Source organism: Longimicrobium sp. (genome assembly GCF_035474595.1).
Lineage (GTDB): Bacteria > Gemmatimonadota > Gemmatimonadetes > Longimicrobiales > Longimicrobiaceae > Longimicrobium.
This window is the reverse complement of the sequence record NZ_DATIND010000119.1, coordinates 1-23,849: the sequence shown is the minus strand read 5'-3', so window position 1 is coordinate 23,849 and position 23,849 is coordinate 1. Positions and strand designations below refer to the sequence as shown.

Genomic DNA, 23,849 nt, shown 5'->3' with positions numbered 1-23,849 from the left:
CGATGACCGAAACGGCCACGCACCCCCTGCTGGAGACGCCCGCCGCCGGCCGCCCCGCCGAGCAGGCCGAAGTGCGCGCGCAGGTGCAGGATGCCATGCGCGGGCTGGCCAAGGCGTGGCGCACCTACCTGCTGTACGAGGGGCGCAGCCCCGCGCTGGACCGCATCGTGGACGGGCTGCGCGACACGCTGCGCTCCATCTTCGCCCGTACCCCGTTCTTCACCGTGGCCGTGGAGGAGCGCGAGCTCCTGTTCGACGGCGCGCCCGTGTACCAGGGCGACGACGCCGAGCGCCTGGCGGCCACGCCCGCCGCGATGGGCGGCCCCGCGTCGACCCGCGAGAACCTGGCGTTCACGCTGTACCGCGACGGGCTGCGCGAGCTTTCGTTCCACAAGGGCGTGGAGCGCGAGGAGCTGGACTCGCTGCTCGAGATCCTGGCGCACGTGGTCCGGCTGCGCGGCGAGGACCAGGACGACCTGCTCACCCTGCTCTGGGCCAACGACTGGTACCATCTCCGCTACCGCTACGTGGAGGGGCTGCCGGACGGCGTCGTCGTCCCCACCGCCCGCGCGGAGGAGCCGGTGCCGGTGCAGTACGAGCCGCGCGAGGAGGTGCAGCCCCTCTCCACCGTGTCGCCCGACGACTTCCGCGGCGCGCTGTACTTCCTGGACAGCGAGGAATTGCGGCGGCTGGAGGGCGAGCTGGGGCGGGAGATGCGGCGCGACCTGTGGTCCGACGTGCTGAACGCGCTGTTCGACCGCATCGAGGACGGCGGGGCGCTGAGGCAGGAGCAGATCGTGGGGATCCTGCGCGATCTCCTCCCCATGCTCCTGGGCTCGGGGAAGCTGGACATGGCCGCTCTCGTCCTCGGCGAGCTGGTGAAGATCGCCACCGGCGGCCAGCGGCTTCCCGCGCAGGTGATGCGCGAGCTGCGCACGCTGTTCGAGCAGCTGGCGCAGCCCGCCACGGTGGCCGAGCTGGTGCGCACGGTGGAAGAAGCCGGCGCGGCGGTGAACGAGACCGCGCTGGGCTCGCTCCTCTCCTTCTTCCCCCCCGACGCGCTCGGGCCGCTGCTGAAGGCCGCGGAGACCAGCGCCGTCCCCGCCGTGCGCCGCACCGTGCAGGCCGCCGCCGAGCGCCTGGCGGGCACGGCGCGCGAGCACGTCTCCCGTCTCGTGGCCGAGCACGACCCCGCGGTCGCGGCGGGCGCGGCGCGGCTCATCGGCCGGCTGCGCATCACCACCGCGGCGGGCGACGTCGCGCGGCTGCTGCGCCGTCCCGAGGCGGGAACGCGGCTGGCGGCGGTCGAGGCGCTGCAGGAGCTGCGCTCGCCCACGGCCAGCGAGGCGCTGGAGGGCGCGCTGGAAGATGCGGACGGCAAGGTGCGCGTCGCCGCCGCGCGCGCGCTGGCGGCGCTGCGCTACGCGCCGGCGAAGGCGAAGCTGGAGGCGGCGCTGGACGGGAAGCGGCTGCGCGAGTCGGAATTGACCGAACGCATCGCCTTCTTCGAGGCGTACGGCGGGCTGGCGGGGGCGGACGGGGTGCCGATGCTGGAGAAGATCCTGAACGGAAAGAGCTGGCTGGGGCGCCGCGAATCGCCCGAGATCCGCGCCTGCGCGGCACTGGGGCTGGGGCGCATCCGCCACCCGGCCGCCGAGAAGGCGCTGAACGCCGCCGCGGCCGACGCCGACCCCGTGGTGCGCAGCGCTGTGGGGCGCGCGCTGAAGGCGGTGCGCCAGTGAGCGAGCTGATGACGACGCACCCCGCCGACGCCCCGCGCCACGCGCAGGCGTCGCCCCTGCTGACCGCCGAGGACCGCGACCTCCAGCGGCGCGGGCGCGACCTGGTGTTCGCGCTGGCCGGGGCGCTGCGGGCGCTGCAGCTGTACCCGCTCGAGAACCAGGCGGTGGTCGAGGCGCTCTCCTCCCTCGAGGCGGCCGCGCAGGCGGTGCTGGGGCACGAGGACGAGATCGTGGTGCGCTACGTGGGCGACTTCTTCTTCGTCAACGACGTGCGCCTGCGGCAGGACCTGGCCAGCTACGCCACCTTCGGCCAGGTGGGCCGCGCGCTGGAGCGCCACGGCATCGGGCAGCTGGAGGTGTTCCACGGCGTGGAGCGCGGCGAGTGGACGGCGCTCCTCTCGCTCGTCAACGCCGAGCCGGCCGAGGCGGAGCCCTTCGCCGCCTTCTTCGACCGGCTGGGGCGCACCGCCGTCCTCCACCTGGCCGTCGGCCCGGGGCGCGACGGCGAGCCCGATCCCACGGGCGACAAGGCGCGGCAGATCGCCAAGCGCACCTACGCGCAGACCGTGGCCGTCGCCCGCGACGCCATGACGGGGCTGCGCATCGGCCGCGGCGTGTCCCTGCGCCCGGTGAAGCGCGCGGTGCAGGCCATCGTGGACCAGGTGCTGACCAACGAGGCCTCCATCGTCGGCCTCACCACGCTGCGCGACTACGACGAGTACACCTTCACCCACTCGGTGAACGTCTGCATCTTCTCCGTGGCCCTGGGGAAGAAGCTGGGGTTCGACAAGCACCAGCTGTACGAGCTGGGGCTGGGCGCGCTCCTGCACGACGTGGGGAAGGTGCGGATGCGCATCGAGCTCATCAACAAGGAGGGGCCGCTCACGGCGGACGAGTTCCAGGAGATGCAGCAGCATCCCGCCGAGGGCCTTCTCTCCCTCTTCGAGATGCGCGGCCTGTCGGAGATGCCGCTCCGGGCGATGCTGGTGGCCTACGAGCACCACATGAAGGTGGACCAGACGGGGTACCCGCAGTCCATCCGCCGGCGCGAGCCCACGCTCTTCGGGCGCATCGTGGCGGTGGCCGACGGCTTCGACGCGGCCACCACCAAGCGCAGCTACCAGGCGCAGCCCTGGCCGGCCGACAAGGTGCTGCGCGAGATGCGCGACAACCCCGCGCGCGGCTTCGACCCGCTGGTGGTGAAGGCGTTCATCTCCATGACCGGGATCTACCCGGTGGGCAGCGTGGTCATCCTGGACACCTACGAGCTGGCCGTGGTCGTGCAGGCCAACCCCAACCCCGAGGCGCTGCACCAGCCCATCGTGCGGGTGCTGTTCGACCCGCTGGGGGTGCCCGTCTCGCCTCCGCGCACGCTGGACCTTTCCGAGACCGACGCGTCGGGCAGGCCGCGGCACAGCATCATCAAGACCACGGACCCGGAGCGGTACGGAATCAATGTCGGTGACTACTTCGTCTGAGCGCGCCGGGGTGGCGCGTGCCTTTGCCGCCGCGCGCGCTTCGGGGCGCGCGGCGTTCGTTCCGTACGTCACCGCCGGGCACCCGTCCCCCGCCGGCATGCTCGAGGTGCTGCGGATGCTGGCCGAAGAGGGCGCCGACGTGATCGAGCTGGGCATTCCCTTCAGCGATCCGCTGGCCGACGGGCCCACGGTCCAGAAGTCGTCGTTCGCGGCCATCGAGCAGGGCGCGGACCTGCCGTGGACGCTCTCGATGCTGGCCGAGTTCCGGCGCGAGAGCGACACCCCCGTGGTCCTCTTCACCTATCTCAACCCCGTGATCCACCACGGCCTGAGGCGCTTTCTGTCCGACGCCGCCGGGGCGGGGGCCGACGCCGTGCTGCTGGTCGACCTTCCCGTCGGCGCGGACGCGGGGATCGAGCGGGCGGTGGACGAGAGCGCCCTGGACCTGATCCGCCTGATCGCGCCGACGACCACGCCGGCGCGGGTGAAGGACATCGCCCGGGCGGCGCGCGGATTCATCTACTACGTGTCGCGCGCGGGCGTCACCGGCGCGCAGGCGGACCTGTCCGCGGGGCTGGCGCGCGAGGTGGCCGAGGTGCGCGCGGTGACGGACGTTCCCGTCGCGGTGGGCTTCGGCATCTCCACCCCCGAGCAGGCGGCCGCCGTCGCGCGCATCGCCGACGGCGTGGTCGTCGGCAGCGCGCTGGTGGACGCGCTGGGGCGGGGCGGGGTGGACGCCGCCCGCACGTACGTCCGCTCCCTCCGCGCCGCCATCGACGCCGCGGCCCGGCCCGGCGCCTGACGATCTCACGCGGGAGACGCGGAGAATCCGCCGCTCGCCGAGTTCTCCGCGACTCCGCCGACTTCGTGTGACTTCGAGATCGCCGAGGGGTCTCACGGAGTCCGCGGGAGCCGACGGAGGAGCTCATCGCCCCTCGGTCTTCCGCGCGTCTGGTCCCGGCGGCGCCGCACCCCCAGATTCCCCCCGATACACAGTTCACACCCCGCACGGTTTCCCTTTCTCGGGATGACGGCACTTTCGGACGGTGAGGAGAGGTTTGTCCACGCGCGCTGAGGGCCCGGAGCGGCCGCTGTCGCCGGTGCTGGTGGCGGTGCTGCGCTCGTACGCGCAGGTGCTGATGTGGCTGGGCGCCGCGCTGACGGTCGCGGCGCTGGTGCGCTGGCCTCCCTCGCCCGCCGGCTACGGCGCCGCCGCCGCGGCGATCCTGGCCGTGGCCGCGCTCCGCTGGGGCGCGGTGCCGCTCAGCAAGTTCTCCTACATCACCATGACGGTGGTGCCGGTGGGGGCGCTCACCCTGCTGGGGCACCCCACCGCCGCGCTCCTGGCCGCCGGGCTGGGCACCCTCCTGGGCGACATCGTCCGCGGCAAGCAGGCGCTGGCCTCCGGCATCAACGCCGGCCGCGAGGTCGTCTCGGCCGCCGCGGCCGCCGGCGTCTACGCCGCCATCGCCGCGTGGACGCACGACCCGGCGACGGCGGGCGACGGCGCCGGGCCGCTGGGGATCAACGCCATCCCCGCGCTGGCCTTCTACTTCCTGGCGTACTTCGCCTTCAACCGCGGCCTCTTCTACTTCTCCCTGAGCGCCCGCGGCAAGCTGACCAAGGCGGAGTGGATGGTCATCCTCCGCTACGAGTTCGTCTCCGCCGGGCTGGGCGCCATCGCCACCCTGCTGGTCGCCGCCGCGTTCTGGTACGCGGCCGACGGGTTCGGGTGGCTGCTGATCCTCATCCCCGTGGCCGTGGTTGGAATTCTCGCCCGTGCGCTGATCCTGGAGGCCATCTCCAGCGAGGAGCTGCGCAAGGTGGTGGCGATGGAGGCCGTGATCGCCGCCGGGATGCCGCTGGGCGAGAGCCTGGAGAAGATCGAGCAGCTGGCCGCGCGCCTGGTGGAATGGAGGCGGCTGCACATCTACACCGGCCAGCCGGGGCGGCTCAGCGCCATCTACCCGCCGGTGCGCGGCGACGGCGGCGGGCTGGTGCTGGACGGCCTGCGCGACGCCGCGCTCCGCAGCGAGGGCCCCGTGGTCGTGGAGGACGCGCGCCGCGACCCGCGGGTGGAGGCGGAGGGGGATGGATTGCGCTCCATCGTCCTGCAGCCGTTGCGCTACGGGACGCTGACGCTGGGCGTGCTGGAGCTGGCGCACCACCGGCCGCGCGCGTACGGCCCGGCCGAGGTGCGGTTGATCGAGCGCTTCGGGCGGCAGGTGGCGCTGGCGCTGCAGCTGGACTCGCTGGTGCGGCCGATGACGGTGAGCGCGGCGGAGATGGAGGAGCAGCTGCGCGCGCTGGGCGGGAGACTGTCCGAGCTGCGCGAGAGCGGGCACGGCGTGGCCGGCTACGCGGCCGAGATCCGTCGGCGCATCGACGACCAGGGGCGCCGCACCGCGCGCGGGCTGGACGCCACGGAGGCGCTCGCCGCCGCGGCCGAGGCCATATCGCGCGACGCGGGCGAGGCGGCCAGCGCGGGGAGCAGCGCGGGAGTGCTGGCATCGGAGAACCGCGCGGCCATGCGCGAGGCCATCGAGCGGCTGGTGGAGCTGCGCGACTTCGTGGACGAGGAGGCGACGGAGCTCCAGCGGCTGGCCCGCGCCTCGGACCGCATCTCCGACCTGGTCTCCACCATCGCCGACATTGCCGAGCAGACCAACCTGCTGGCGCTGAACGCGGCCATCGAGGCCAGCCGCGCCGGCGAGCACGGCCGCGGCTTCGCGGTGGTCGCCGACGAGGTGCGCAAGCTGGCCGACAGCAGCGGGCAGGCGGCGCTGAAGGCGCGGGAGATGGTGGAAGGGGTGCGCGCGCAGATGGGCTCGGCGCTCGGGCGGATGGAGCAGGGCGCCGCGCGCGTGGCCAACGTGGGCGAGCTGTCGCAGACGGCGCTGGAGTCGGTGGATCGCATCGTGGGCGCCGCCGCCGGATCGGCCGAGGTGACGAGCCGCATGGCCGAGCGCGCGCAGGAGCAGCAGGCGCGCGTCGCGGGGCTGAGGGACGAGATCGCCGCCGTCTCGCAGCTCGCCGCCGAGAACGGCGAGGGCGCCACCCGCGTGGCCGAGGCCGCCCGCGAGCAGGCCGAGACGCTGGCCGAGATCGAGCGCGCCGCCGCCGCGCTGGGCGAGGTGTCGGGGCGGCTGAACACCTACATCGCCAGGTTCAGCGCGATGACGTGAGCGGCCGTAGCGGGCATCGGCACGCTGCCACCGCGCGTGCGGGGAGCGCCGTCGGCCCGGATTCGGCGCACCGGACAAGGCGTCAGCAGAAACCCGGAAGTCGATCGCTCCGTACGGCGCACCGTCCCCCGTCGCCCGTCTTCTGTTTTCCGGAGTTCCCTCTTGACGTTCAACTCGCCGCTCTTCCTCTGGCTCCCGCTCCTCGCGGTCGCCGCGCACCTGGTCGAGGAGTTCGTCTGGCCAGGCGGCTTTGCCCGCTGGTACCGCGCCTACCGCCCGGAGCGCGCTGCGAGCGTGACGACCGTGTTTCTCGTCGCGGTCAACGCGGTGCTGGTCGCAATGGCCTTCGTGCCTCCGCTCCTCGGCCGAACGGCCGCCGGGGAGGCCTGGTGGCTCGTCGTTGCGGCCGTGGGCGCCGCCAACGCGTGCTTCCACCTGTGGGCCACCGTCCGCACCCGCACCTACTCGCCGGGGGTCGTCACCGGCGCGCTCCTGTATCTTCCGCTCGCCGCCCTCGGCGTGGTGGAACTGGTCGCACCCGGGCGGGCGAGCCTGCTGACGACCGCGCAGGCCATCGCCGCGGGTGTGGGCTTCCACGTGTGGTCGGCCTGGAACCATCGGCGGCGCGCGGCCGCGAGTCTCACCTGACGAATCGTTGCGGTCGACGGGGCTCCGCGGCCATCATCATCTGCCGGTCCTGCGGGCCGCTCCGCAGCGCGGCCGTATGGCCAGCGGGACGCCGCCTGTCGTGCGCTGCGCTGAAGTCGTCGGAGCGCGTCGTGGACGGCGCTGCCGGACGCGCGGAAGTCACGTCGTACGTGGCCGAGCGCGCGCAGGAGCAGCAGGCGCGCGTCGCCGGTCTCCGCGACGAGATCGCCGCCGTCTCCCAACGCGCCGCCGAGAACGGTGGGGGCGCCACCCGCGTGGCCGAAGCCGCCCGCGAGCAGGCCGAGATCGAGCGCGTCGCCGCCGAGGTCTCGGGGCGGCTGAACACCTGCATCGTGCGCTTCAGCGCGATGACGTGAGGCACTCGTCGATCGTCATGCCGAGGAATCGTCCCGTTCCTGCCCATCCAACACAGCAGGCTCTGCTTCCACTTACCCGCCAACCCACCGCACAGAACGATTTCCCATGCTTCGCAGAATCATCTTCCTTGCCGCGCTCCTCATGGTTCCGGGTTCGTTCGCCTCGCGGGTTTCCGCGCAGACCCGCGTCGAGGTCGTGGACCAGTCCGAGGATCCGGTCGGCCGGCGTCTTGTCTTCCGGGTGCGTGATGCGCTGAGGTCTTCTTCCGCGTTCGTCCTCGTTGGACAGGAGGGGACGCGGGTCAAGCTCCTCGTGGACTCCATGGACCGCTTCAAGGGCGAGTCGGAGACGGAGGGCGTCTCGACGATGTACGCGGTCGTCTGGACGCTGGTGTACGAGGAGGGGGGATCCACGCACGAGGAGTTCCTGGACGTGCGCATCGGTTACGCGGGCGAGCACACGCTGGCCGACACGGCCGAGGGCATCGTCGCGGACACCGACCAGCTCATCGAGTCGTACCGCAAGCATTAGCGCTGCCGAAGCGCACCGGCGGTGGTGGTGGGCGTCCGCTGGCAGAAGTGCTGGATGGCGCGCATGGCCGAGCGCGCGGACCGATCGAATTGACGGTACGGGATTTTGCAGGCGCTTGATGGTGGGGGCGGACGAGTGTTATCTGGATTGGGCCGATCGGCCATGCGCGCCCAATCGAGTGTTCGCCGGAATTCCGTCCACTGAACAACAAGTTAGGCCGCTGACGGTCCCCCTGGATCAACGGTAATGCACTTTCCGCGTGGTAATCGTCTCAGCGCCCTCGAGAAAAACGAATTGAAGCGACGGGCGTTGGAAATCGTGCTGGTGCTCTTCTATATCGAAGACCTAAAGGACTTCGTTGTTGAGTCAATTCGCGCAACCGACCGAGTTGCTGGCTTGGCCAACGGCGGCCGACTGCCACTCGCAACGAAGAATCTGTATAAGAAGGCTTGGGCAATCTTGGTCGACGCCGGCGTCTTGTCCCAGCAGGAATCGGATGAGATCCAGGAACTCGTTGATTATCGAAACGTCGTCGCTCATCAAACCGATGCCTTGACCGCTGACGTAGGTCGCTACACATCGTTGGGGGCAGACGACGATGCAGCGCGGTACAACCACAGCGCGTTAGAGCGAGTGCAGTACTTTCGCGAGAAGCTAGCTGCTGGTATGAGCAGGGAGTTCCTGCTCTCGGTTTCGTTCCGCGGACTCAACTTTGAAGCTGCCGAACGGACCTACCTCGAGGAACTGGCAATTCTCAATCGTAAACTCCGACGACAGATTGAAGTTGCTCGGTCGGAGACTGACCAAGCCAATGCTCAGATTCTCGAGCTGCGTCAATCCGACGTGCTTGGAAAGCTTGAGCCCGGGCATCCTGCCCAGATCAACCGCAGTGGTCAACTCACCGCCGAGGGCATCCACTGCTGCAGGGAACTGTTCATCGCTGGAGCTTCACCCTTTGTTGTCGCGCACCTCATGCGTCTCTCCCTTCGCGCAGCAACGAGACAGCATAAGTTATGGCTGGCGACGGCTAGGCCCGCAGCCGCAGCTTGACAATCGGCTGCAGGGGATGCGGGGCCGTCCATGATTTCGCGGACGATAGGCTGCGCGCCGGCCTCGCACCCCTGACCCTTGTCCGTTAGGCTGCTTTTCCAACGAGAACCCGGAAAGACGGGATGAGTCGTAATCCCTTTATCGCCCTGATCTGCTGGCTAGTCCTGGGTGCCGCAAACATCGCCTGTTCCGAGTCTACACCGGGATCACACGCGGGCACTTCTCACCGCCTGCAGAGCATCCCAGCCGGGATGTACCGCCTGGATCGTGAATCGTTCTTGCGCGATCGACACGGTCGTGAGATCCAAGACTCGATGCATACTCCCATGAACCCAGGTACACTCACCATTTTGCCGAACGCGGCGTACTCACTGGAGTTTGTTGAGAGTAATGGTTCCCATGATCGGACCGACGGCACCATCTCCATAGACAACGATACTCTGCGATTCACAATGCCAGATGGAATGAACGAGATAACGTCGGCAACCCGAGGACCGCGGGACGAATCGCTCCTGATGACAGTGGAGAGGCCCGGCGGGGTTAAGCTAAATTGGGTGTTCGTAAAAGTTAGGCGTGCTGGCGAGTAGGCCCTTGTTGCACGAATCTCCTGAGCAAGAAGCACCGCAGCCTATCAATCTATCAATCGGCTGCAGGAATGCGGGGCCGTCCATGTTTTCGCGGTCGACAGGCTTGCGCGCCGGCCCCGCACCCCTGCCCCTGATCCGATCCGCGGATCCGTCTCGATCCACATCATCTTCCCACCGGCTGTACTTCCTCATGCGCGCGATTCTGTCCATCACGCTCGGCGCCGTTCTGCTCGCGGGGTGCGAGAGCCCGGGAGAGCGGCGGCTCCGCACGACCGCCGACCGATTCGTCCAGCATTTCCAGACGGGCGACGAATCGCAGTACGCGTCGCTCCCCGGCTACGCGGATACGCTCCAGGCGCTCGCCACCCGCGTCCGCGCGGGAGAGTTCGCCGAGAAGGATGGGGACGCGTACGCCGCCGACCTGCTGTCGGGCGCGCGGCCGCAGGACGAGTACGCGCTGATGCGCGCCTTCATCATCCGCCAGCAGGCCCGGCAGGAGCCCCGGGTTCCGTCGCGGCCGAGGCGGGCCGACTCTCTCACCGCCAGCCGCGAACGGCTGGCCGCCGAGCAGCGCGCGCGGATGAGAAGCGCGCAGTGGGACGCATACGCGCGCAAGATGACCGAGTGCGTCCGCGCGCACCCGCAGCGCCGCGCAGGTCCGGACAGCGCGCGAACGGTGGAGATCCTGAATCCCGGCGTGGACTCGGTGCGGCCCCCGAACAGCCCGTGCCCGCGCGAGATCTCCGCGCCGCAGCCGTGACGTGACCGGCCCCGGCCCGCCCGTCAGCGCGGGAAGGCGGCGAGGCCGAGGGGAACGCGGCGCCAGGCGCGCCACGCCATCGACTCGCCGCGCGAGGGGCGGACGAGGAGCTGGCCGGGGCCTCCTGTGGCGATCCACGACGTTCCAGGTGCGATGCCGGGATGTAACGCCGTGTTGCAGAAGCGCCCCTGGCACGCTTCCCTCCAGCTTCCAGATCTCCAGCAACAACAATCGCTTACCGTAACGGCACTCTCGTGGACCGGAGGATGCGACGGCAAGGTGGGCGCACACACCAGTGCCACTTTCACCCCATCATCCCGGAGACAGATCGTGAAGAAGCTGAACCTGGACCTGAACGCGCTCGAGGTGGAGTCCTTCCAGACCTCCCGGCTGAGCAACTGGGAAGGCACCGTGCACGGGCAGGGCAACGTCACGGAGGGCGGAGACACGAAGTGCGGCGGCATCCACACGTGCGGCGAAGGCTGCCAGCCCACGGCCGGCGGTGCCACGAAGTGCGGCGGCATCCAGACGTGCGGTGAGGGCTGCCAGCCCACGGCCGGCGGTGCCACGAAGTGCGGCGGCATCCAGACGTGCGGCGAGGGCTGCAACGCGTGACGCAGGCGCCCCGCCCGGCACACGGTTGGGCGGGGCGGTAGCAACCACCGCCAGGTTTTACGCGGAGATGCCGAAGAACGGAGAACTGCGCCTGGCCGCAGTTCTCCGTTTTCTTCACATACGGCTTGACCATCGGCTGCAGGGCTGCGGAGCCGTCGATGATCTGGCCAACAAGGGCTGAGCGGCCCCGCACCCCTGCAATCATTTCTTGAGCTGGAGGTGAACACGCACGTCTTCGGCATGCCGCTTGACCCTCCGGCGCACCTGCGGCCTGACAATCGGCTGCAGCGGATGCGGGGCTGCCCGTGCTCTGGCCGACCACAGGCTTGCGCGCCGGCCCCGCACCCCTGACCCTTGGTGTTGTTAGGTCGCACGGATTGGGAACCATGAGGTGGCCAGTGAGATGGGAGGCACTCGAGCAGTGGGGTGGCGACGCCGCTCGCATCGAACCGCTCGCCGGCGGAGTCGCCAACGATGTGTGGAGCGTGCGCGTTTACGGGCACCTTGCGGTCGGTCGTCTCGGTGCCAGGAGCGACGCTGATCTCGCGTGGGAGACCCAACTCCTCCAACACCTCGCCCATGAAGGTCTGACCGTGCCGGTGCCGATCCCGACTACGGACGGCCGGCTGTTCGCCGACGGCCTGGTGGTGATGACCTGGGTGGAGGGCGGACCGCCCGAGACGGAGGCCGACTGGCGTCGCGTGGCGGACACGCTCCGCCAGCTCCACCGGTTGACGCAGGGCTGGCCGCAGCGCCCGGGGTGGCGATCGTCGGCCGACCTTCTGCACGCCGAGACCGGGACGAAGATCGATCTCGGCGCGATGCCGCCCGAGGGCGTTGCTCGATGCCGGGCAGCGTGGGCGCGGCTCGCCGGACGTCGGACCTGCGTCGTCCACGGCGACCCCAACCCGCGCAACATCCGCATGACCGCAGGTCGGGTCGCGCTGATCGACTGGGACGAGGCGCACGTCGACGTCCCCGACCTCGACCTGGTGCTGCCCCACAATGCCGCCGGTTTTGACGACGAGGCGCACGACATCGCCGCGCAGGCGTCGGCCGCATGGGAGGCCGCCGTCTGCTGGGACGACGAGTACGCGGTCAAGCGGCTCGCCGAAGTTCGAGCGGTCTGAGCAGCGGCGGCGAATCGGGAGACCGCACCCGAGGCTGGAGCTTTCGCTGCCCGGCGTGGCGACCGCCCGCTCCGAATACCGCCCGTTGCGGTACGGCTGGCTGGCTCGGCGCTGCACCCGACGACGCCATCACGGCCTGCGCGTCGACCGCGATGATTCGATGCGCCGGCTCGCGGGTGAGCGCCAGGGGTCGTCAGACTTCCCTGCCATCATCCACATCCAAATAAGCAACGTCCTCCGAAGCGGCGGGCTGCAGCCACGCGGACACGTCAGTCGCCGCGTCCGAGCAGCTGCCGCTTTTCGTCGCCGGTAAGCTCGGCCTGGGCCGGATTCCCACCAGGGCCGGGGAGTTCCCGCCTTTCAGCCCGTCTGGCCAGGGCCAGCGAACCAGCAGCGCAGACCGCGCTCGCCGTGGCGAGCGCGGGACCGAACACCAGGAACTCTCGCCACACGGCGTCTCCTCGAAGGGCCGCGCCGGCGACGAAGATCCCGGACAGCAGAAGGCCACTCACGGCACCCAGCCCCGCGAAGCGCGGAATCGACATGCGATCGAACCCGCGGCGGCCCCCGATCACCACGAGGATTCCGGAGAACAGGATGCCGGAAACAAAGCCGAGCGGAGCAAACAGGAGGGCGAACGGGAGGTCGGAGTAGAAACCGGGCACCCGCGCCAGCAGGATGCCCGCAGCAAACCCTGCCGCTGCCCAGGCGAGGCCCATCCCGATTGCCGCACGGATGCGTCGCCACCACCTCTTCATGCCTACCTCCGATGCTCGATCAGACGCGCTTGCCGCGTGCGGATGATAGAACGACAAGTACTTTGCGATGCAGAGTACGGCACGGACGGGCGGAGGTCAAGAGCGTCCTGCACCAAGTGTGACGAGGCCGTGGGTGCCAGTCCGTCGCGTGGCCTGACCCTGCTTGCAGGGGATGGCGGGCCGGACATACTCTCATTCGTGGCGTAGCCCGCCATTCCCTGAAGCCCCCCGTCAGGCACGCACCCAGTTCGACGGAGTTCCGTGGCTGATGACGCATCTCATCTGCCCCTGAATCCCATCGTTCGGCGGATGATCCGGGAGGACGGCGCGGCGATCATCCCCCGAACGCAGTTTCCACCCCTCGCAAGGAAACATCGCGATGTCGAAGGTTATCGCAATCATGTCCATGTCGCTCGACGGCTACGTCGCCGACCCCGACGACGGCGTGGCCGAAGTATTCGACTGGTACTTCGACTCGGGGGACGTGGAATTCCAGACCGGAGGGTCGGACGCCATGACGTTCAGGGTGTCCGGGCCGAGCGCCGGGCACCTTCGCGGTCTCTGGTCCGAGCTCGGTGCCGTGCTCACCGGCCGGCGCACGTTCGAGGTCGCCCACGGCTGGGGCGGAAATCACGCCTGGGGACCCGCATTCGTCCTCACCCACCACGTCCCCGACGGATGGCCGCGCCCCGGCTCGACGGTCCACTTCGTGACCGACGGCATCGAAAGCGCCGTGAGCCAGGCCAGGGCCGCCGCCGCCGGGAAGTCCGTCGCGGTCCACGGCGCCGACACCATCCAGCAGTGCCTGAATGCCGGCCTTCTCGACGAGATCCACGTCGACATCGCGGCGGTGCTTCTCGGCTCCGGAGTGCGGCTCTTCGACCACCTCGCCGGCACGCCGGCCGTCCTCGGCAACCCGGCGGTGATCCCGGGCGTCGGCGTTACACACCTGCGTTACCCGGTGCGCAGGGCGTAGTCCTTACCCCTACCGCGTGGACGCGGAGGCGTGGAGAAAGCTCTCTCCTGTCTCCGCGGTCCTGTTCTTCCCGGCCTCTCGCCCTTCCCACAGGATCTTCTTGCTTTTCGAATCGGGGCCGAGCATTGTTCGCCCGCCGGTTCTGGCGATCGGCGGTGCCACTTTCCATTCCATCATCCGGAGGAAGATCATGAACAAGCTGAGGCTGGAGCTCGACGCGCTGGAGGTGGACTCCTTCGATACCTCGTGGCTGGAGAACTGGGAAGGCACCGTAAACGGCGCGCAGGACAAGGTTTCCGGCGGGGCGAACACGCAGTGCGGCGGCGTCCATACGTGCGGCGGCGGCTGCCAGGTTTCGGGCGGCGGTGCCACGCAGTGCGGCGGCGTGCAGACGTGCGGCGGCGGCTGCCAGGTCTCGGGCGGCGGTGCCACGCAGTGCGGCGGCGTGCAGACGTGCGGCGACGGCTGCAAGGCGTGACGCAGGCGTCCCGCCCGGACCACGGGCGGACGGGGCGGCCGTAACCACTGCCGGTTCACGCGGAGACGCGGAATACGGAGAACTGCAGCTGGCCGCAGTTCTCCGTTTTCTTCGCGCGGCCTGACGATCGGCTGCAGCGGATCCGGACCGTCCATGATCTCGCGGACGAGGCGCCGAGCGGCCCGCACCCGTGCCGCACCGGGCGACACGGCCGTCTCACCTGCACATCGGAGAGTGTCGAACTTGGATACGCGCTTGACCCTCGGGGCATTTACGCCGACCGAGTTGCTCGATGCAATGGCGACCGTCATGCCCGCCGAAGTCATGGAATTGTATCGCTCCGAACTGAGCGATTTCTCCGACGCCGCGGCGCGGATGTCGATTACGGACGGAATGCTGTTGATCCTGGCGGACCCAGCCGGCTACTTAGCCAAGCTGCGCAGCGAGTTCGAGAACCAAGGGCCGCCATCCGGCGGGTAAACGACCGGCGCACTCACCGCACGAACGCCTCGCGCACCCCACCATCCACCGCGATCATCGCCCCCGTCGTGCGCGACGATCTGTCTGAGGCGAGGAACAGCACCGCCTCGGCCACGTCCTCCGCGCGCACCTCAACGCCCAGCAGCGTGCGGCCGCGGTAGACGTCCTCCAGCTTCTCGGGGTCCACGCCGTAGGCCTTCGCGCGCTCCTGGCGGATGTCGCTCCACAGGTTGCTGCCGCCGAAGATGGCGTCGGGGTTGACCATGTTCACGCGCACGCCGATAGGGCCCGCCTCGATGGCCGCCACGCGCGCCAGCTGCGCCTCGGCGGCCTTCGACGCGCTGTAGGCCACGAAATCCTTCCCCGGCGCGGTCACGTTCTTGGTCGCCACGAACACCAGCGCGCCGCCCAGCCCCTGCCGCCGGAAGTGCCGCAGCGCCGCGCGCGTCACCAGGAAGTGCCCGGTCGCGTTCACGGCCAGGCTCCGCTCCCAGTCCGCCAGCTCCAGCGCCTCGATGGGCGCGCAGTGCGCCATCCCCGCGTTCGACACCACCACGTCCACGCCGCCGAAGTCGAGCACGGCCTGCTCCAGCGCGTCGGCCACGTCGTGCTCGCGGGTGACGTCCAGGCGGTGCGCCACGGCTGTGCCAGCGCCCTCGCGCGCCGCGATCTCGTCGGCCACGGCCAGCGCGCCGTCGTCGTTCACGTCGGTGACCACCACGTGCGCGCCGGCGGCGGCCAGGGTGTGCGCGATGGCGCGGCCCAGACCGCTGGCGGCGCCGGTGACCAGCGCCACGCGCCGCGCCAGCTCGCGCTCGGGCGGGGCGATGGTGAGCTTGTACAGCTCCAGCGGCCAGTACTCGGCGCGGAACTGCTCCTGCTCGGCCAGCGAGCGGTAACCGCCCAGCGTCTCGGCGCCCGCCATGATGCCGATGGTGTGCAGGTAGATGTCGCGCGCCAGCCCGGCCGACTTCGCGTCCTTCCCCGCGGTGAACATCCCCACCCCCGGCACCAGCACGATCCGCGGCGCCGCATCCTGCACCGCCTCGTCCGTCCGCCAGCGCGCGACGTAATCCCCATAGTCGGCCCGATACTTCTCCAAGGCCGCGGCGAAATTCCGCGCGATCGCATCCACATCCCCCACGTCATCCACATCTACCCAGAGGGGATGGACTTTCGTCGTGAGGATGTGGTCCGGCGTCGCCGCGCCCGCCGCCGACGCGGTCCGAGCGCGGGCGGAGCCGGCGAACGCCAGCACGTCCGGCGCGTCGGTGTAGCGGAGGATGACGCGCTTCTCGGCCGACAGCGCGCCGCGGATGACGGGCGCCAGCGCGGCGGCGACGCGGCGGCGGTCGTCGGCGTCCAGCGCGTACCGCGGCTCCGCGGCGAAGACGGCGGACGGCTCGCGCGCCTCCACGTACTCCCGCGCGCGCTCGACGAGGGCGAGGTGGCGCTCGTACGCCTCCTCGGGCGACGATCCCCACGTCACCAGGCCGTGGTTCAGCAGCACGAGGCCGGGCGCGCCGGGATTGGCCCGCACCGCCGCGCCGACCTCCTTCGACAGCAGGAAGCCGGGGCGGCGATACGGGATGCGCAGCACGTCCGCGCCCAGCGCATCATCCAGCACCGCATGGGGATCGGGGGTGTTGATGAGCGCGAGGAGGGCGTCGGCGTGCGAGTGGAAGACGGCGGCGGCGGGGATGAAGGCGTGCAGCAGGGTCTCGATGGACGGCCGCGGCGCGCGCGGGTCGGTGAGGGTGCGCGCGAGGTAATCGACCATCTCCTCGTCGCTCATGTCGGCGCGATCGAAGAGCGGGAGCACGTCGTCCAGCCGCACGCCCGCGAAGTCGCCGCGCTTCGCCGAGGCCAGGTCCGAGCCGGAGCCCTTCACCCGCAGCACCGCCACGGGGCGCCCGGCGACGTCCGTCTCCCCCAGCTTCACCGAGGTGTTGCCGCCGCCCTTGAGGACGAGCGACGGGTCCGCGCCCAGCCGGCGCGACCACGCCACCAGCTCGTCCACGGCGTCGGCCGGGCCGGCGTACAGCGGGGCGAGGGCGGGGAGGGTGATGGCGGATTCAGTGCTCGACATGGGCGATTCGGATCGGTGATGGAGATGGAGACGGGATTCGGTGGAGATACGGCCGGAGCGTTCCCGCTACCCCCGCGGGCCCTCTCCCTGGCCGATCCGGCGCGACCCGTCGCGCCCCGATCAGCCTGTCCCTCCCCCCAAACGCCTGGGGAGGGATGGGGGCTGCGGTGCGCCCTGCACGGTTCAGCTCACTCGGCGGACGGCAATGTGCCGGTCGCGCGCCCTGATGCCGGGGGAGCAGTCCCGCAGGGACTTTGTGCTGTTGTTGCCCGCCAATTCTATTGGCGGTTCAGGCCGGCCGCCGCAACCAGCTCCGAGCTCTCGCGCGCCGACGGGATCTCGTCGCGCTGCAGCACGCCGCGATCGGTGATGTAGCTCGTGACCAGGCGCGCCGGCGTCACGTCGAACGCCGGGTTGCGCGCGGGCGAGCCGGGCGAGGTCACGCGGATGCGGCGGATGGTGCCCTGCTCGTCGGGGCCGGCCTGGTAGTGCACCTCGTCCTCGGAGCGCTCCTCGATGGTCACGCCCGCGCCGTCCGCCGTTTCCGCGTCGAAGGTCGAGGGCGGCACGGCCACGTGGAAGGGGATGCCGAACTCCCTGGCGCACACCGCCTTGGCCAGCGTGCCCACCTTGTTGACCACGTCGCCGTTGGCGGCCACGCGGTCGGCGCCGACGATGACGAGATCGACTTCGCCGCGGCTCATCAGGAACGCGGCGGCGTTGTCGGCGATCACCGCGTGGGCGATTCCCTCGCTCCCCAGCTCCCACGCGGTCAGGCGGGCGCCCTGCGCGCGCGGCCGCGTCTCGTCCACCCACACGTGCAGCGAGCGCCCCCGCGACGCGGCGACGTAGACCGGCGCCAGCGCGGTGCCGTAGTCCACCGTGGCCAGCCAGCCGGCGTTGCAGTGCGTCAGCACCCGCGCGCCGTCGCCGATCAGCGCCGCGCCGTGCTCGCCGATGCGGCGGCAGCTCTCCACGCTCTCGTCCGCGAACGCCTGCGCGGCCGCGAGCGCCGCGTCGGCGGGGGAGCCGATGGCGGACTCGGCGGCGCGCCACGCGTGCTCGATCCCCGCGAACAGGTCGCGCGCCGTGGGCCGCGTGGCGGCGATGCGGTCGCGGGCCTCGCGCGCGTACGGCCACGGGTCGCCCGCCGGCGCCTCGGCGAACGCCTGCGCGACCGCGAACGCGCCCGCGGCGCCGATTGCCGGGGCACCGCGCACCACCATCTCCCGCACGGCGCGCGCGGTGTCGCGGTGGGTGCGGCAGTCGGCCACGGCGAACTCGAACGGCAGCCGGTTCTGGTCGATCAGCCGCACCACGCCGTCTTCCATCCAGATGGTGCGGTACGGAGTTCCCTTGACGCGCATGCGTACGGCTGCGGTGACGGGTGAGTCGGGTTCGCGGACCCGAAGTGTCGCGACGAACGGCCGCGGTGGCAAGCGGCCGCGAGCGCGGCGGGTGGCGCCGCTTCCCGGTGCTCCCGGAGCGGGAGCATTTCGGAGCTTACGAGATTTGGTGGCGGATAATATGTTTACCGCGAGGCGTTGTCGACCCCCTCCATCGTGGAGCGGGGGAACTTCGCCTCGAGGGGCGCGGGAGTCGTGCGGCGTCCGCACCGGGTCCTGGACCTTCGTGGCTCGCGCAACGCGCGAGCCCGCATCCACTTATCCACATCGGGAGACGAACGAATGCAGAAGCTGACGCTGGACCTCGACACGCTGAACGTGGTTTCGCTGCAGGCCTCCGACCCGGCAGACCCGCAGTGGTCCATCACGGTCACGAAGCCCACCGCCGAGCCCAGCTACTGCTGCGATACCGGCCAGGCGATGTGCTGGTAGGGACGAGGAGGGTGGCGTCCGCTCGCGCCCCGGCTCCCGAGCCGCCGGGTGAGAATGCGGGGCCGCGTGCTTCGTGGTGAATTCGACATCGAAAAGATGGACTCACGCAGAGACGCAGAGACGCAGGGAATACCTCTCTGCGTCTCTGCGTCTCTGCGTGAAAACCAGTCTTTCCTTTCGGGGGATCAGCGGTTGTCCGCGGTTCTTTCCTCTTCGCGGAGCCGCTTCAGCCCTCGGCCTCCACCACGCGGGTGATGGCGGGGAGAGATGGTCCGGCGCGCGGCCGCCGCATCGCGCCCTCTCCGGCCGGCCGAGGCCGTCCACCTCTCCCGTACCGGGAGAGGTAGCTCGCGAGCATCACCGGCACACGGAAGCATTCGTGTCGCCGGCGTTTGCAGGGTGCGCCGATGCTGGCCGGCCCCCTCGCCCGGTACGGGAGAGGGCGAGCGCTCTCAGGCGCGGAAGAGGGCGGCGCGGATGCAGCCGAAGCGCACCGCCGTTCGAGCCACGGCCATCGCGATCGTCCCTCACACCCGCCTTCTGCTCAAATCCTTCAGCATCACCCGCGCGGCGTTGCGGCCGCTGGCGCCCATGATGCCGCCGCCGGGATGGGTGCTGGCGCCGGTGATGTACAATCCCTTCAGGTGCGTGCGGTAGCCGGCCATCCCCGCGAACGGCCGCAGCGCGAACATCTGGCTGACGCTCATCTCCAGGTGCATCACGTTGCCGCGGTGCAGCCCCAGCTCGCGCTCCAGCCACACCGGGTGCTGGAACAGGCTCCCCACCACCTTCTCCCGCGTCCCCGGCGCGTACCGCTCGAAGGTATCGAGGATCGTATCCGCGACGGCGGGCCCGATCTCGTCCCACGTCTTCCCGCCGGAGAGCTCGTACGGATAGTACTGCGCCCAGAGCCACAGCACCTCGCCGCCGGGCGGGGCCAGCGAGTCGTCCACGGCGCTGAAGGTCATGGCGACGAGCGGCGGGTCGCGGGTGGGCTCGCCGCGCAGGTAGTCGGCGTACGCGGCGGAGATCTGCGCGCGGTCGCGGCAGATGAGCTGCAGCGCGATCCGCGCGTCGGCGCCGGGATGCGCGGCGTAGCGGACGGGCTCGCGCAGCGCCAGGCGCAGGATCGCCCCGAAGCCGTTGCCGGCGCGCATCCCCTCGGCGGCGGGCGGGCGGTGCTCCGGCGGCAGCAGGCGCCCGAACGTCTCCAGCGCGTGCGTGCCGCTGACCACCGCGCGCGCCGTCACCGTCCGCCCGCCGGTCACGATCCCCACCGCGCGCCTGCCGTCCACGAGGATGCGGTCGACGGGGGCGGACGTGTGCACCTCGCCGCCGTGCGCGCGGACATGGGCGGCCAGCGCCTGCGTCAGCATCCCCGAGCCGCCGCGCGGCCGCGCGATGCCGCCCTCGTGGTAGAGCGGCTGCCAGAGGAGGAAGGGCGCGCTCATCGGCTCCGTGGGCGGCGGGCCGGACTGCGCGGCCATCCACACCAGCGGCGCCTTCAGCTTCTCCTGCGTCAGATATCGATCGACGACCTCGCCGTACGGCGACAGGATCGTCCCCAGCGCGCGCTTCCAATCCCCCTGCACGGCCTTGCCGAACACCATCTTCCGCCCCAGCTCGAACGGGCTGGGCACGCTCAGGAACAGGTCGCGCACCATCCGCGCGAACGGCGTCCACTCTTCGATCAGCCTGCGATAGCGCTCGCCCTCGCCCGGCCACTTCCGCTCCAGCCCGTCCACGGTGCGGCCGAGCGAGCGGTGGATGAAGAGCGAATCGCCGTCGGGGAAGGGGGAGAAGAAGAGCGGATCGAGGTCGATGTATTCCAGCCCGAAGCGCTCCAGCCCCAGCTCGGCCACGATGGGCGCCAGGCGGATGAGGATGTGCGCGCTCCCGCCGATGTCGAAGCGGTAGCCGGGGACGATCTCCTCTGTGGCCACCGCGCCGCCCGCGATGTGCCGCCGCTCGAACACGCCGACGCGGTAGCCGGCCTGCGCCAGGTATGCCGCCGTCACCAGCGCGTTGTGCCCCGCGCCGCAGACCACGACGTCGTAGTCGGGATTGGAGATGCGCGTCACGATGCCGCAACGGGGCGGGGGAGACGCGATGCCGAGCGAGCCGGACGGTAGATGACGGCGATGAGGCCGACGACGACCAGCAGGTTGGTGACGAGGAAGAACAGCGCCTCCTCCACCGGCAGCCCGAGGATGAGGATGCCCATGCTGAACCGCCGGTCGATGGACCAGATGCCGAGCCGGATGGCGACCACGTCCGCGACCCAGAGATAGACCGTCGGCGCCGCGAGCCCGAGCAGGTACGCGCGCCGCCGCGCCCACACCTCCGCGCCCGCCCACGCCCACAGCCCCGCGAGCACGGGCGAGGCCCAGACGAGGATCAGCCGCAGATACGTCGCCCGCGGCTCGGTCAGCGCCACCCACGCGGCGATGCCCGCCGCCAGCCACAGCCCCGCCGCCGTCCACCGCGCCACCTCCGGTGCGAGCGGCATCTTCCTCCTCCTCCTTGGCTCAGCCAACGACTCGGGAAGGGGGATGATTCGACCGGCTCGCGAGCCTCGACTTCCCTCGATCTCCATCCCCTCCTCATCCCCCGTGACCAGCAGCATCGCGTAGAACCACAGCCCGGTGAGGATCGGCTGCAGGATGAAGAACAGGTACTCCTCGACAGGCACGTAGCCGATCACGCCGACGACGCGGTCCGCGCCGTAGCGTCACACGCCGCGCGCGACGAGATGGTTGTCCCACGGCGTCGTCCAGGCGAGCGCCAGCGCCGCGACCGCCGCCAGCGCCCACCCCGCGCGCCGCGGCAGCCGGTGCCGGCGCGGCGCCACCCAAGCCGCCAGCAGCGCGATGGGCGGGAGGATGAAGACGGCATGGAAGGCGAGATAGGTCAACGGCTCTCCGCGCTGGATTCGGTGCTCATCGACGGAATTCGGTGGTCATCGCGGGACTCGGTTCGGCGCGTGTCCGTCGCATCGCGCCCTCTCCGGCCGGCCGAGGCCGTCCACCTCTCCCGTACCGGGAGAGGTAGCTCGCACGCATCACCGACACACCGAAGCATTGGCGCGATCACAGGTTGCAGGGTGCACGGATGCTGGACAGCCCCCCTCGCCCGGTACGGGAGAGGGCGAGCGCTCTAAGGCGCGGGGAGAGGGCGGCGCGGGAGCCGGCTTCGCTCACCGCCGCTCGCCAGCACTGATAGACAGCACCGATCCACCTCACACCCCGACGACTACCCGCCTGCGCTCCATCCCCGCCAGCTCCACCGGCTTCTCCGGCCGCGGCACGATGCGCTCCAGCACCTTCGCGGAGCAGAGCACGCCGGGAACGCCGCCGCCGGGGTGCGTGCCGGCGCCCACGAAGTACAGGCCGGCGACGTCGTCCGACTGGTTGTGGTAGCGGAACCAGGCGCTCTGCGTCAGCACCGGCTCGGGGCCGAACGCGGCGCCGTCCACCGAGCGCAGGTCGCGCTCGAACTCGCGCGGCGTCAGCGTCAGCGAGGTCGCGATGCTGCCGCGGATCCCCGGGAGAAGGCGGCGCTCCAGCTCCTCCATCACCCGCTCGAAGTAGGGCCCGCGCTCGCGCTCCCAATCCACCCCGCCGCGGTTGTTGGGGACGGGGGACAGCACGTAGAAGGTCTCCCGCCCCGGCGGCGCCAGCGACGGGTCGGTGCGCGTGGGCGCGTGCACGTAGAGCGAGAAGTCGTCGGCCAGCACGCGGCGGCGGAAGATGTCGTCCAGCAGCCCGCGGTAGCGCTCGCCGAGGACGATGGTGTGGTGCGCGATCTCGGGATATTGCCGCGTGCTGCCGAAGTAGCCCACGAACAGGCTCATCGACTGGCGCACGCGGGCCACCCGCGCGTCGCTGTGCCGCGGACGGTGCTCCGGCGGCAGCATCCGCGAGTAGACCCAGCTCGGGTCCGCGTTGCTGACGACGAGCGACGCGGGAATCGTCTCGCCGCCGGCCAGGCGCACCCCCGCCGCCCGGCCGTTGCGGACGACGATCTCCTCCACGGGCGCGTTCATCCGCACCTCCACCTCCATCTCCCCCAGCAGGCGGACGAGAGCGTGGACGATGGCGGTGGTGCCGCCCTTCGCGAACCACACGCCCCACTTCCGCTCCAGCCAGTGGATGAGCAGGTAGATGGAGGTGGTGGTGAACGGGTTGCCTCCCACCAGCAGCGGCTCGAAGGTGAGCGCGCGCCGCAGGCGCTCGTCCTTGATGTAGCGCGCGACCAGGCCGTGCACGGTGCGGAAGCTTTCCAGCCGCATCATCTGCGGCAGCACGCGCAGCATGTCGGAGAGGCGCCCGAACGGCTGGTCGGCCAGCTGCGTGTAGCCCACGTCGAAGATGCGCTCGGCGTGCGCGGCCAGGCGCCGGTAGCCGTCCACGTCGCGCGGGCTGAGGCGGCGGATCTCGGCGATCAGCCGCTCCTCGTCGCCCACGTAGTCGAAGGTGCTGCCGTCGTGGAAGAGGATGCGGTAGAAGGGGTCGACGGGGACGAGCTCCACGTAGTCCTCCATCCGCCGCCCCGCCGCCGCGAACAGCTCCGCGAGCAGGTACGGCGCGGTGATGACGGTGGGGCCGGCGTCGAAGGTAAAGCCGTCCTGCCGGAACACGCGCGCGCGCCCGCCGGGCTGGTCCAGCGCCTCGAGCACCACCACGCGCCATCCCATCGCGCGCAGCCGCACCGCCGCCGCCAGCCCCCCGAAGCCGCTCCCGATCACCACCGCCGTCTCGCTCATCTCGCCTCGTCGTCTTCCAGCCAGGAAAGAACTTGTTTCAGGATGAAACTCCTCCCGGGGCGTGAGGCCCAGTCCAGCATCGCGTCGCGCGCTGAAGCTTCCCCTCGATGCGTTTTCCCCCTCCCCCGCGGAGCGGGCGGAGGAGCCGGGGAAGCAGGGTGCCCTCCACAGCGAGCCGAAGCCTCTCCTCGCGCTGAGGTCTCCCCCTCCCCCAGGCAGTTGCAAGGGCCGGGGACATGGGTAACACCCGTTCGGAGAGATGGGTGACACTTCCGACCGGGGATGAAGGCGCGCCGCGGCGCGCCTTCATCCCCGGTCGAGCCGGGCCGTTCCGGCCGCCAATTCCAGCACCGCGATCCTC

The 23,849-nt window shown here is 70.7% G+C and carries 22 protein-coding genes; 15 read left to right on the top strand and 7 right to left on the bottom strand.

Translation table 11 applies throughout. The features are described from left to right. Window positions 1-2: 2 nt before the first annotated feature. The 11 genes from VLK66_RS21150 to VLK66_RS21100 all read left to right on the top strand — a co-directional run bounded on the left by VLK66_RS21150 (window position 3) and on the right by VLK66_RS21100 (window position 12,104). Window positions 3-1,742: a HEAT repeat domain-containing protein gene (locus VLK66_RS21150; protein WP_325311469.1), complete on the top strand. Its 1,740-nt coding sequence runs from the start codon at window positions 3-5 to the stop codon at window positions 1,740-1,742. Next, on the top strand, window positions 1,739-3,220 hold the full coding sequence (locus tag VLK66_RS21145; RefSeq protein WP_325311468.1) for an HD-GYP domain-containing protein: 1,482 nt from the start codon (window positions 1,739-1,741) through the stop codon (window positions 3,218-3,220). Before VLK66_RS21150 ends, VLK66_RS21145 begins: the two co-directional genes overlap by 4 nt. Continuing rightward, entirely contained in the window at window positions 3,204-4,022 is an 819-nt protein-coding gene (trpA, locus tag VLK66_RS21140; protein WP_325311467.1) for a tryptophan synthase subunit alpha, read from the top strand. Before VLK66_RS21145 ends, trpA begins: the two co-directional genes overlap by 17 nt. A 256-nt stretch (window positions 4,023-4,278) precedes the next feature. After that, window positions 4,279-6,405 carry a methyl-accepting chemotaxis protein gene (locus VLK66_RS21135; RefSeq protein WP_325311466.1) on the top strand — a complete coding sequence of 709 codons (2,127 nt, stop codon included), beginning with the start codon at window positions 4,279-4,281 and terminating at the stop codon, window positions 6,403-6,405. Between the two features lie 162 nt (window positions 6,406-6,567). Then, complete coding sequence (locus tag VLK66_RS21130; protein WP_325311465.1) at window positions 6,568-7,053, top strand: HXXEE domain-containing protein; 486 nt, start codon at window positions 6,568-6,570, stop codon at window positions 7,051-7,053. A gap of 131 nt (window positions 7,054-7,184) precedes the next feature. Continuing rightward, window positions 7,185-7,430 (top strand): hypothetical protein, encoded by a 246-nt coding sequence (locus VLK66_RS21125; protein ID WP_325311464.1) that lies wholly within the window; start codon window positions 7,185-7,187, stop codon window positions 7,428-7,430. Between the two features lie 106 nt (window positions 7,431-7,536). Beyond that, on the top strand, window positions 7,537-7,962 hold the full coding sequence (locus VLK66_RS21120; RefSeq protein WP_325311463.1) for a hypothetical protein: 426 nt from the start codon (window positions 7,537-7,539) through the stop codon (window positions 7,960-7,962). A 246-nt stretch (window positions 7,963-8,208) separates the two neighbouring features. Beyond that, window positions 8,209-9,012 carry a hypothetical protein gene (locus tag VLK66_RS21115; RefSeq protein WP_325311462.1) on the top strand — a complete coding sequence of 268 codons (804 nt, stop codon included), beginning with the start codon at window positions 8,209-8,211 and terminating at the stop codon, window positions 9,010-9,012. Window positions 9,013-9,789: 777 nt separating this feature from the next. Beyond that, a complete protein-coding gene (locus VLK66_RS21110) occupies window positions 9,790-10,359 on the top strand; it encodes a hypothetical protein (RefSeq protein ID WP_325311461.1) in 570 nt (189 codons plus the stop codon). 330 nt (window positions 10,360-10,689) lie between these two features. Next, window positions 10,690-10,974, top strand: coding sequence for a hypothetical protein (locus VLK66_RS21105; protein WP_325311460.1), 285 nt, complete (start codon window positions 10,690-10,692; stop codon window positions 10,972-10,974). Window positions 10,975-11,372: 398 nt separating this feature from the next. Continuing rightward, complete coding sequence (locus VLK66_RS21100) at window positions 11,373-12,104, top strand: phosphotransferase enzyme family protein (RefSeq protein WP_325311459.1); 732 nt, start codon at window positions 11,373-11,375, stop codon at window positions 12,102-12,104. Between the two features lie 269 nt (window positions 12,105-12,373). Here VLK66_RS21100 and VLK66_RS21095 read toward each other — a convergent pair whose 3' ends face one another. After that, window positions 12,374-12,862: a hypothetical protein gene (locus VLK66_RS21095; protein ID WP_325311458.1), complete on the bottom strand. Its 489-nt coding sequence runs from the start codon at window positions 12,860-12,862 to the stop codon at window positions 12,374-12,376. Between the two features lie 379 nt (window positions 12,863-13,241). Here VLK66_RS21095 and VLK66_RS21090 point away from each other — a divergent pair, with 379 nt between their 5' ends. From VLK66_RS21090 to VLK66_RS21080, 3 genes are all read left to right on the top strand, one after another. Next, window positions 13,242-13,838, top strand: coding sequence for a dihydrofolate reductase family protein (locus VLK66_RS21090; protein WP_325311457.1), 597 nt, complete (start codon window positions 13,242-13,244; stop codon window positions 13,836-13,838). A 190-nt stretch (window positions 13,839-14,028) separates the two neighbouring features. Further along, window positions 14,029-14,316: a hypothetical protein gene (locus tag VLK66_RS21085; protein ID WP_325311456.1), complete on the top strand. Its 288-nt coding sequence runs from the start codon at window positions 14,029-14,031 to the stop codon at window positions 14,314-14,316. A gap of 255 nt (window positions 14,317-14,571) precedes the next feature. Further along, window positions 14,572-14,796, top strand: coding sequence for a hypothetical protein (locus tag VLK66_RS21080; protein ID WP_325311455.1), 225 nt, complete (start codon window positions 14,572-14,574; stop codon window positions 14,794-14,796). A gap of 13 nt (window positions 14,797-14,809) precedes the next feature. On the opposite strand, the gene rhaD is transcribed toward VLK66_RS21080, so the two are convergent. Together rhaD and mtnA are read right to left on the bottom strand one after the other, a co-directional pair. Further along, entirely contained in the window at window positions 14,810-16,885 is a 2,076-nt protein-coding gene (rhaD, locus tag VLK66_RS21075; protein ID WP_325311454.1) for a bifunctional rhamnulose-1-phosphate aldolase/short-chain dehydrogenase, read from the bottom strand. A 278-nt stretch (window positions 16,886-17,163) separates the two neighbouring features. Then, window positions 17,164-18,252 (bottom strand): S-methyl-5-thioribose-1-phosphate isomerase, encoded by a 1,089-nt coding sequence (gene mtnA, locus VLK66_RS21070; RefSeq protein ID WP_325311453.1) that lies wholly within the window; start codon window positions 18,250-18,252, stop codon window positions 17,164-17,166. Between the two features lie 321 nt (window positions 18,253-18,573). Here mtnA and VLK66_RS21065 point away from each other — a divergent pair, with 321 nt between their 5' ends. Beyond that, complete coding sequence (locus tag VLK66_RS21065; protein ID WP_325311452.1) at window positions 18,574-18,723, top strand: hypothetical protein; 150 nt, start codon at window positions 18,574-18,576, stop codon at window positions 18,721-18,723. A 527-nt stretch (window positions 18,724-19,250) separates the two neighbouring features. Here the strand turns inward: VLK66_RS21065 and VLK66_RS21060 are convergent. From VLK66_RS21060 to VLK66_RS21045, 4 genes are all read right to left on the bottom strand, one after another. After that, window positions 19,251-20,804 (bottom strand): NAD(P)/FAD-dependent oxidoreductase, encoded by a 1,554-nt coding sequence (locus tag VLK66_RS21060; RefSeq protein WP_325311451.1) that lies wholly within the window; start codon window positions 20,802-20,804, stop codon window positions 19,251-19,253. Beyond that, the gene (locus tag VLK66_RS21055; protein ID WP_325311450.1) at window positions 20,801-21,427 is read right to left on the bottom strand and encodes a lycopene cyclase domain-containing protein; all 627 of its coding nucleotides are present in this window, start codon (window positions 21,425-21,427) and stop codon (window positions 20,801-20,803) included. The genes VLK66_RS21060 and VLK66_RS21055 overlap by 4 nt, the downstream gene beginning before the upstream one ends. A gap of 27 nt (window positions 21,428-21,454) precedes the next feature. Further along, a complete protein-coding gene (locus VLK66_RS21050) occupies window positions 21,455-21,637 on the bottom strand; it encodes a hypothetical protein (RefSeq protein WP_325311449.1) in 183 nt (60 codons plus the stop codon). Window positions 21,638-21,961: 324 nt separating this feature from the next. Continuing rightward, window positions 21,962-23,488, bottom strand: a complete 1,527-nt coding sequence (locus VLK66_RS21045; protein WP_325311448.1) for a phytoene desaturase — start codon at window positions 23,486-23,488, stop codon at window positions 21,962-21,964. Window positions 23,489-23,849 lie beyond the last annotated feature (361 nt).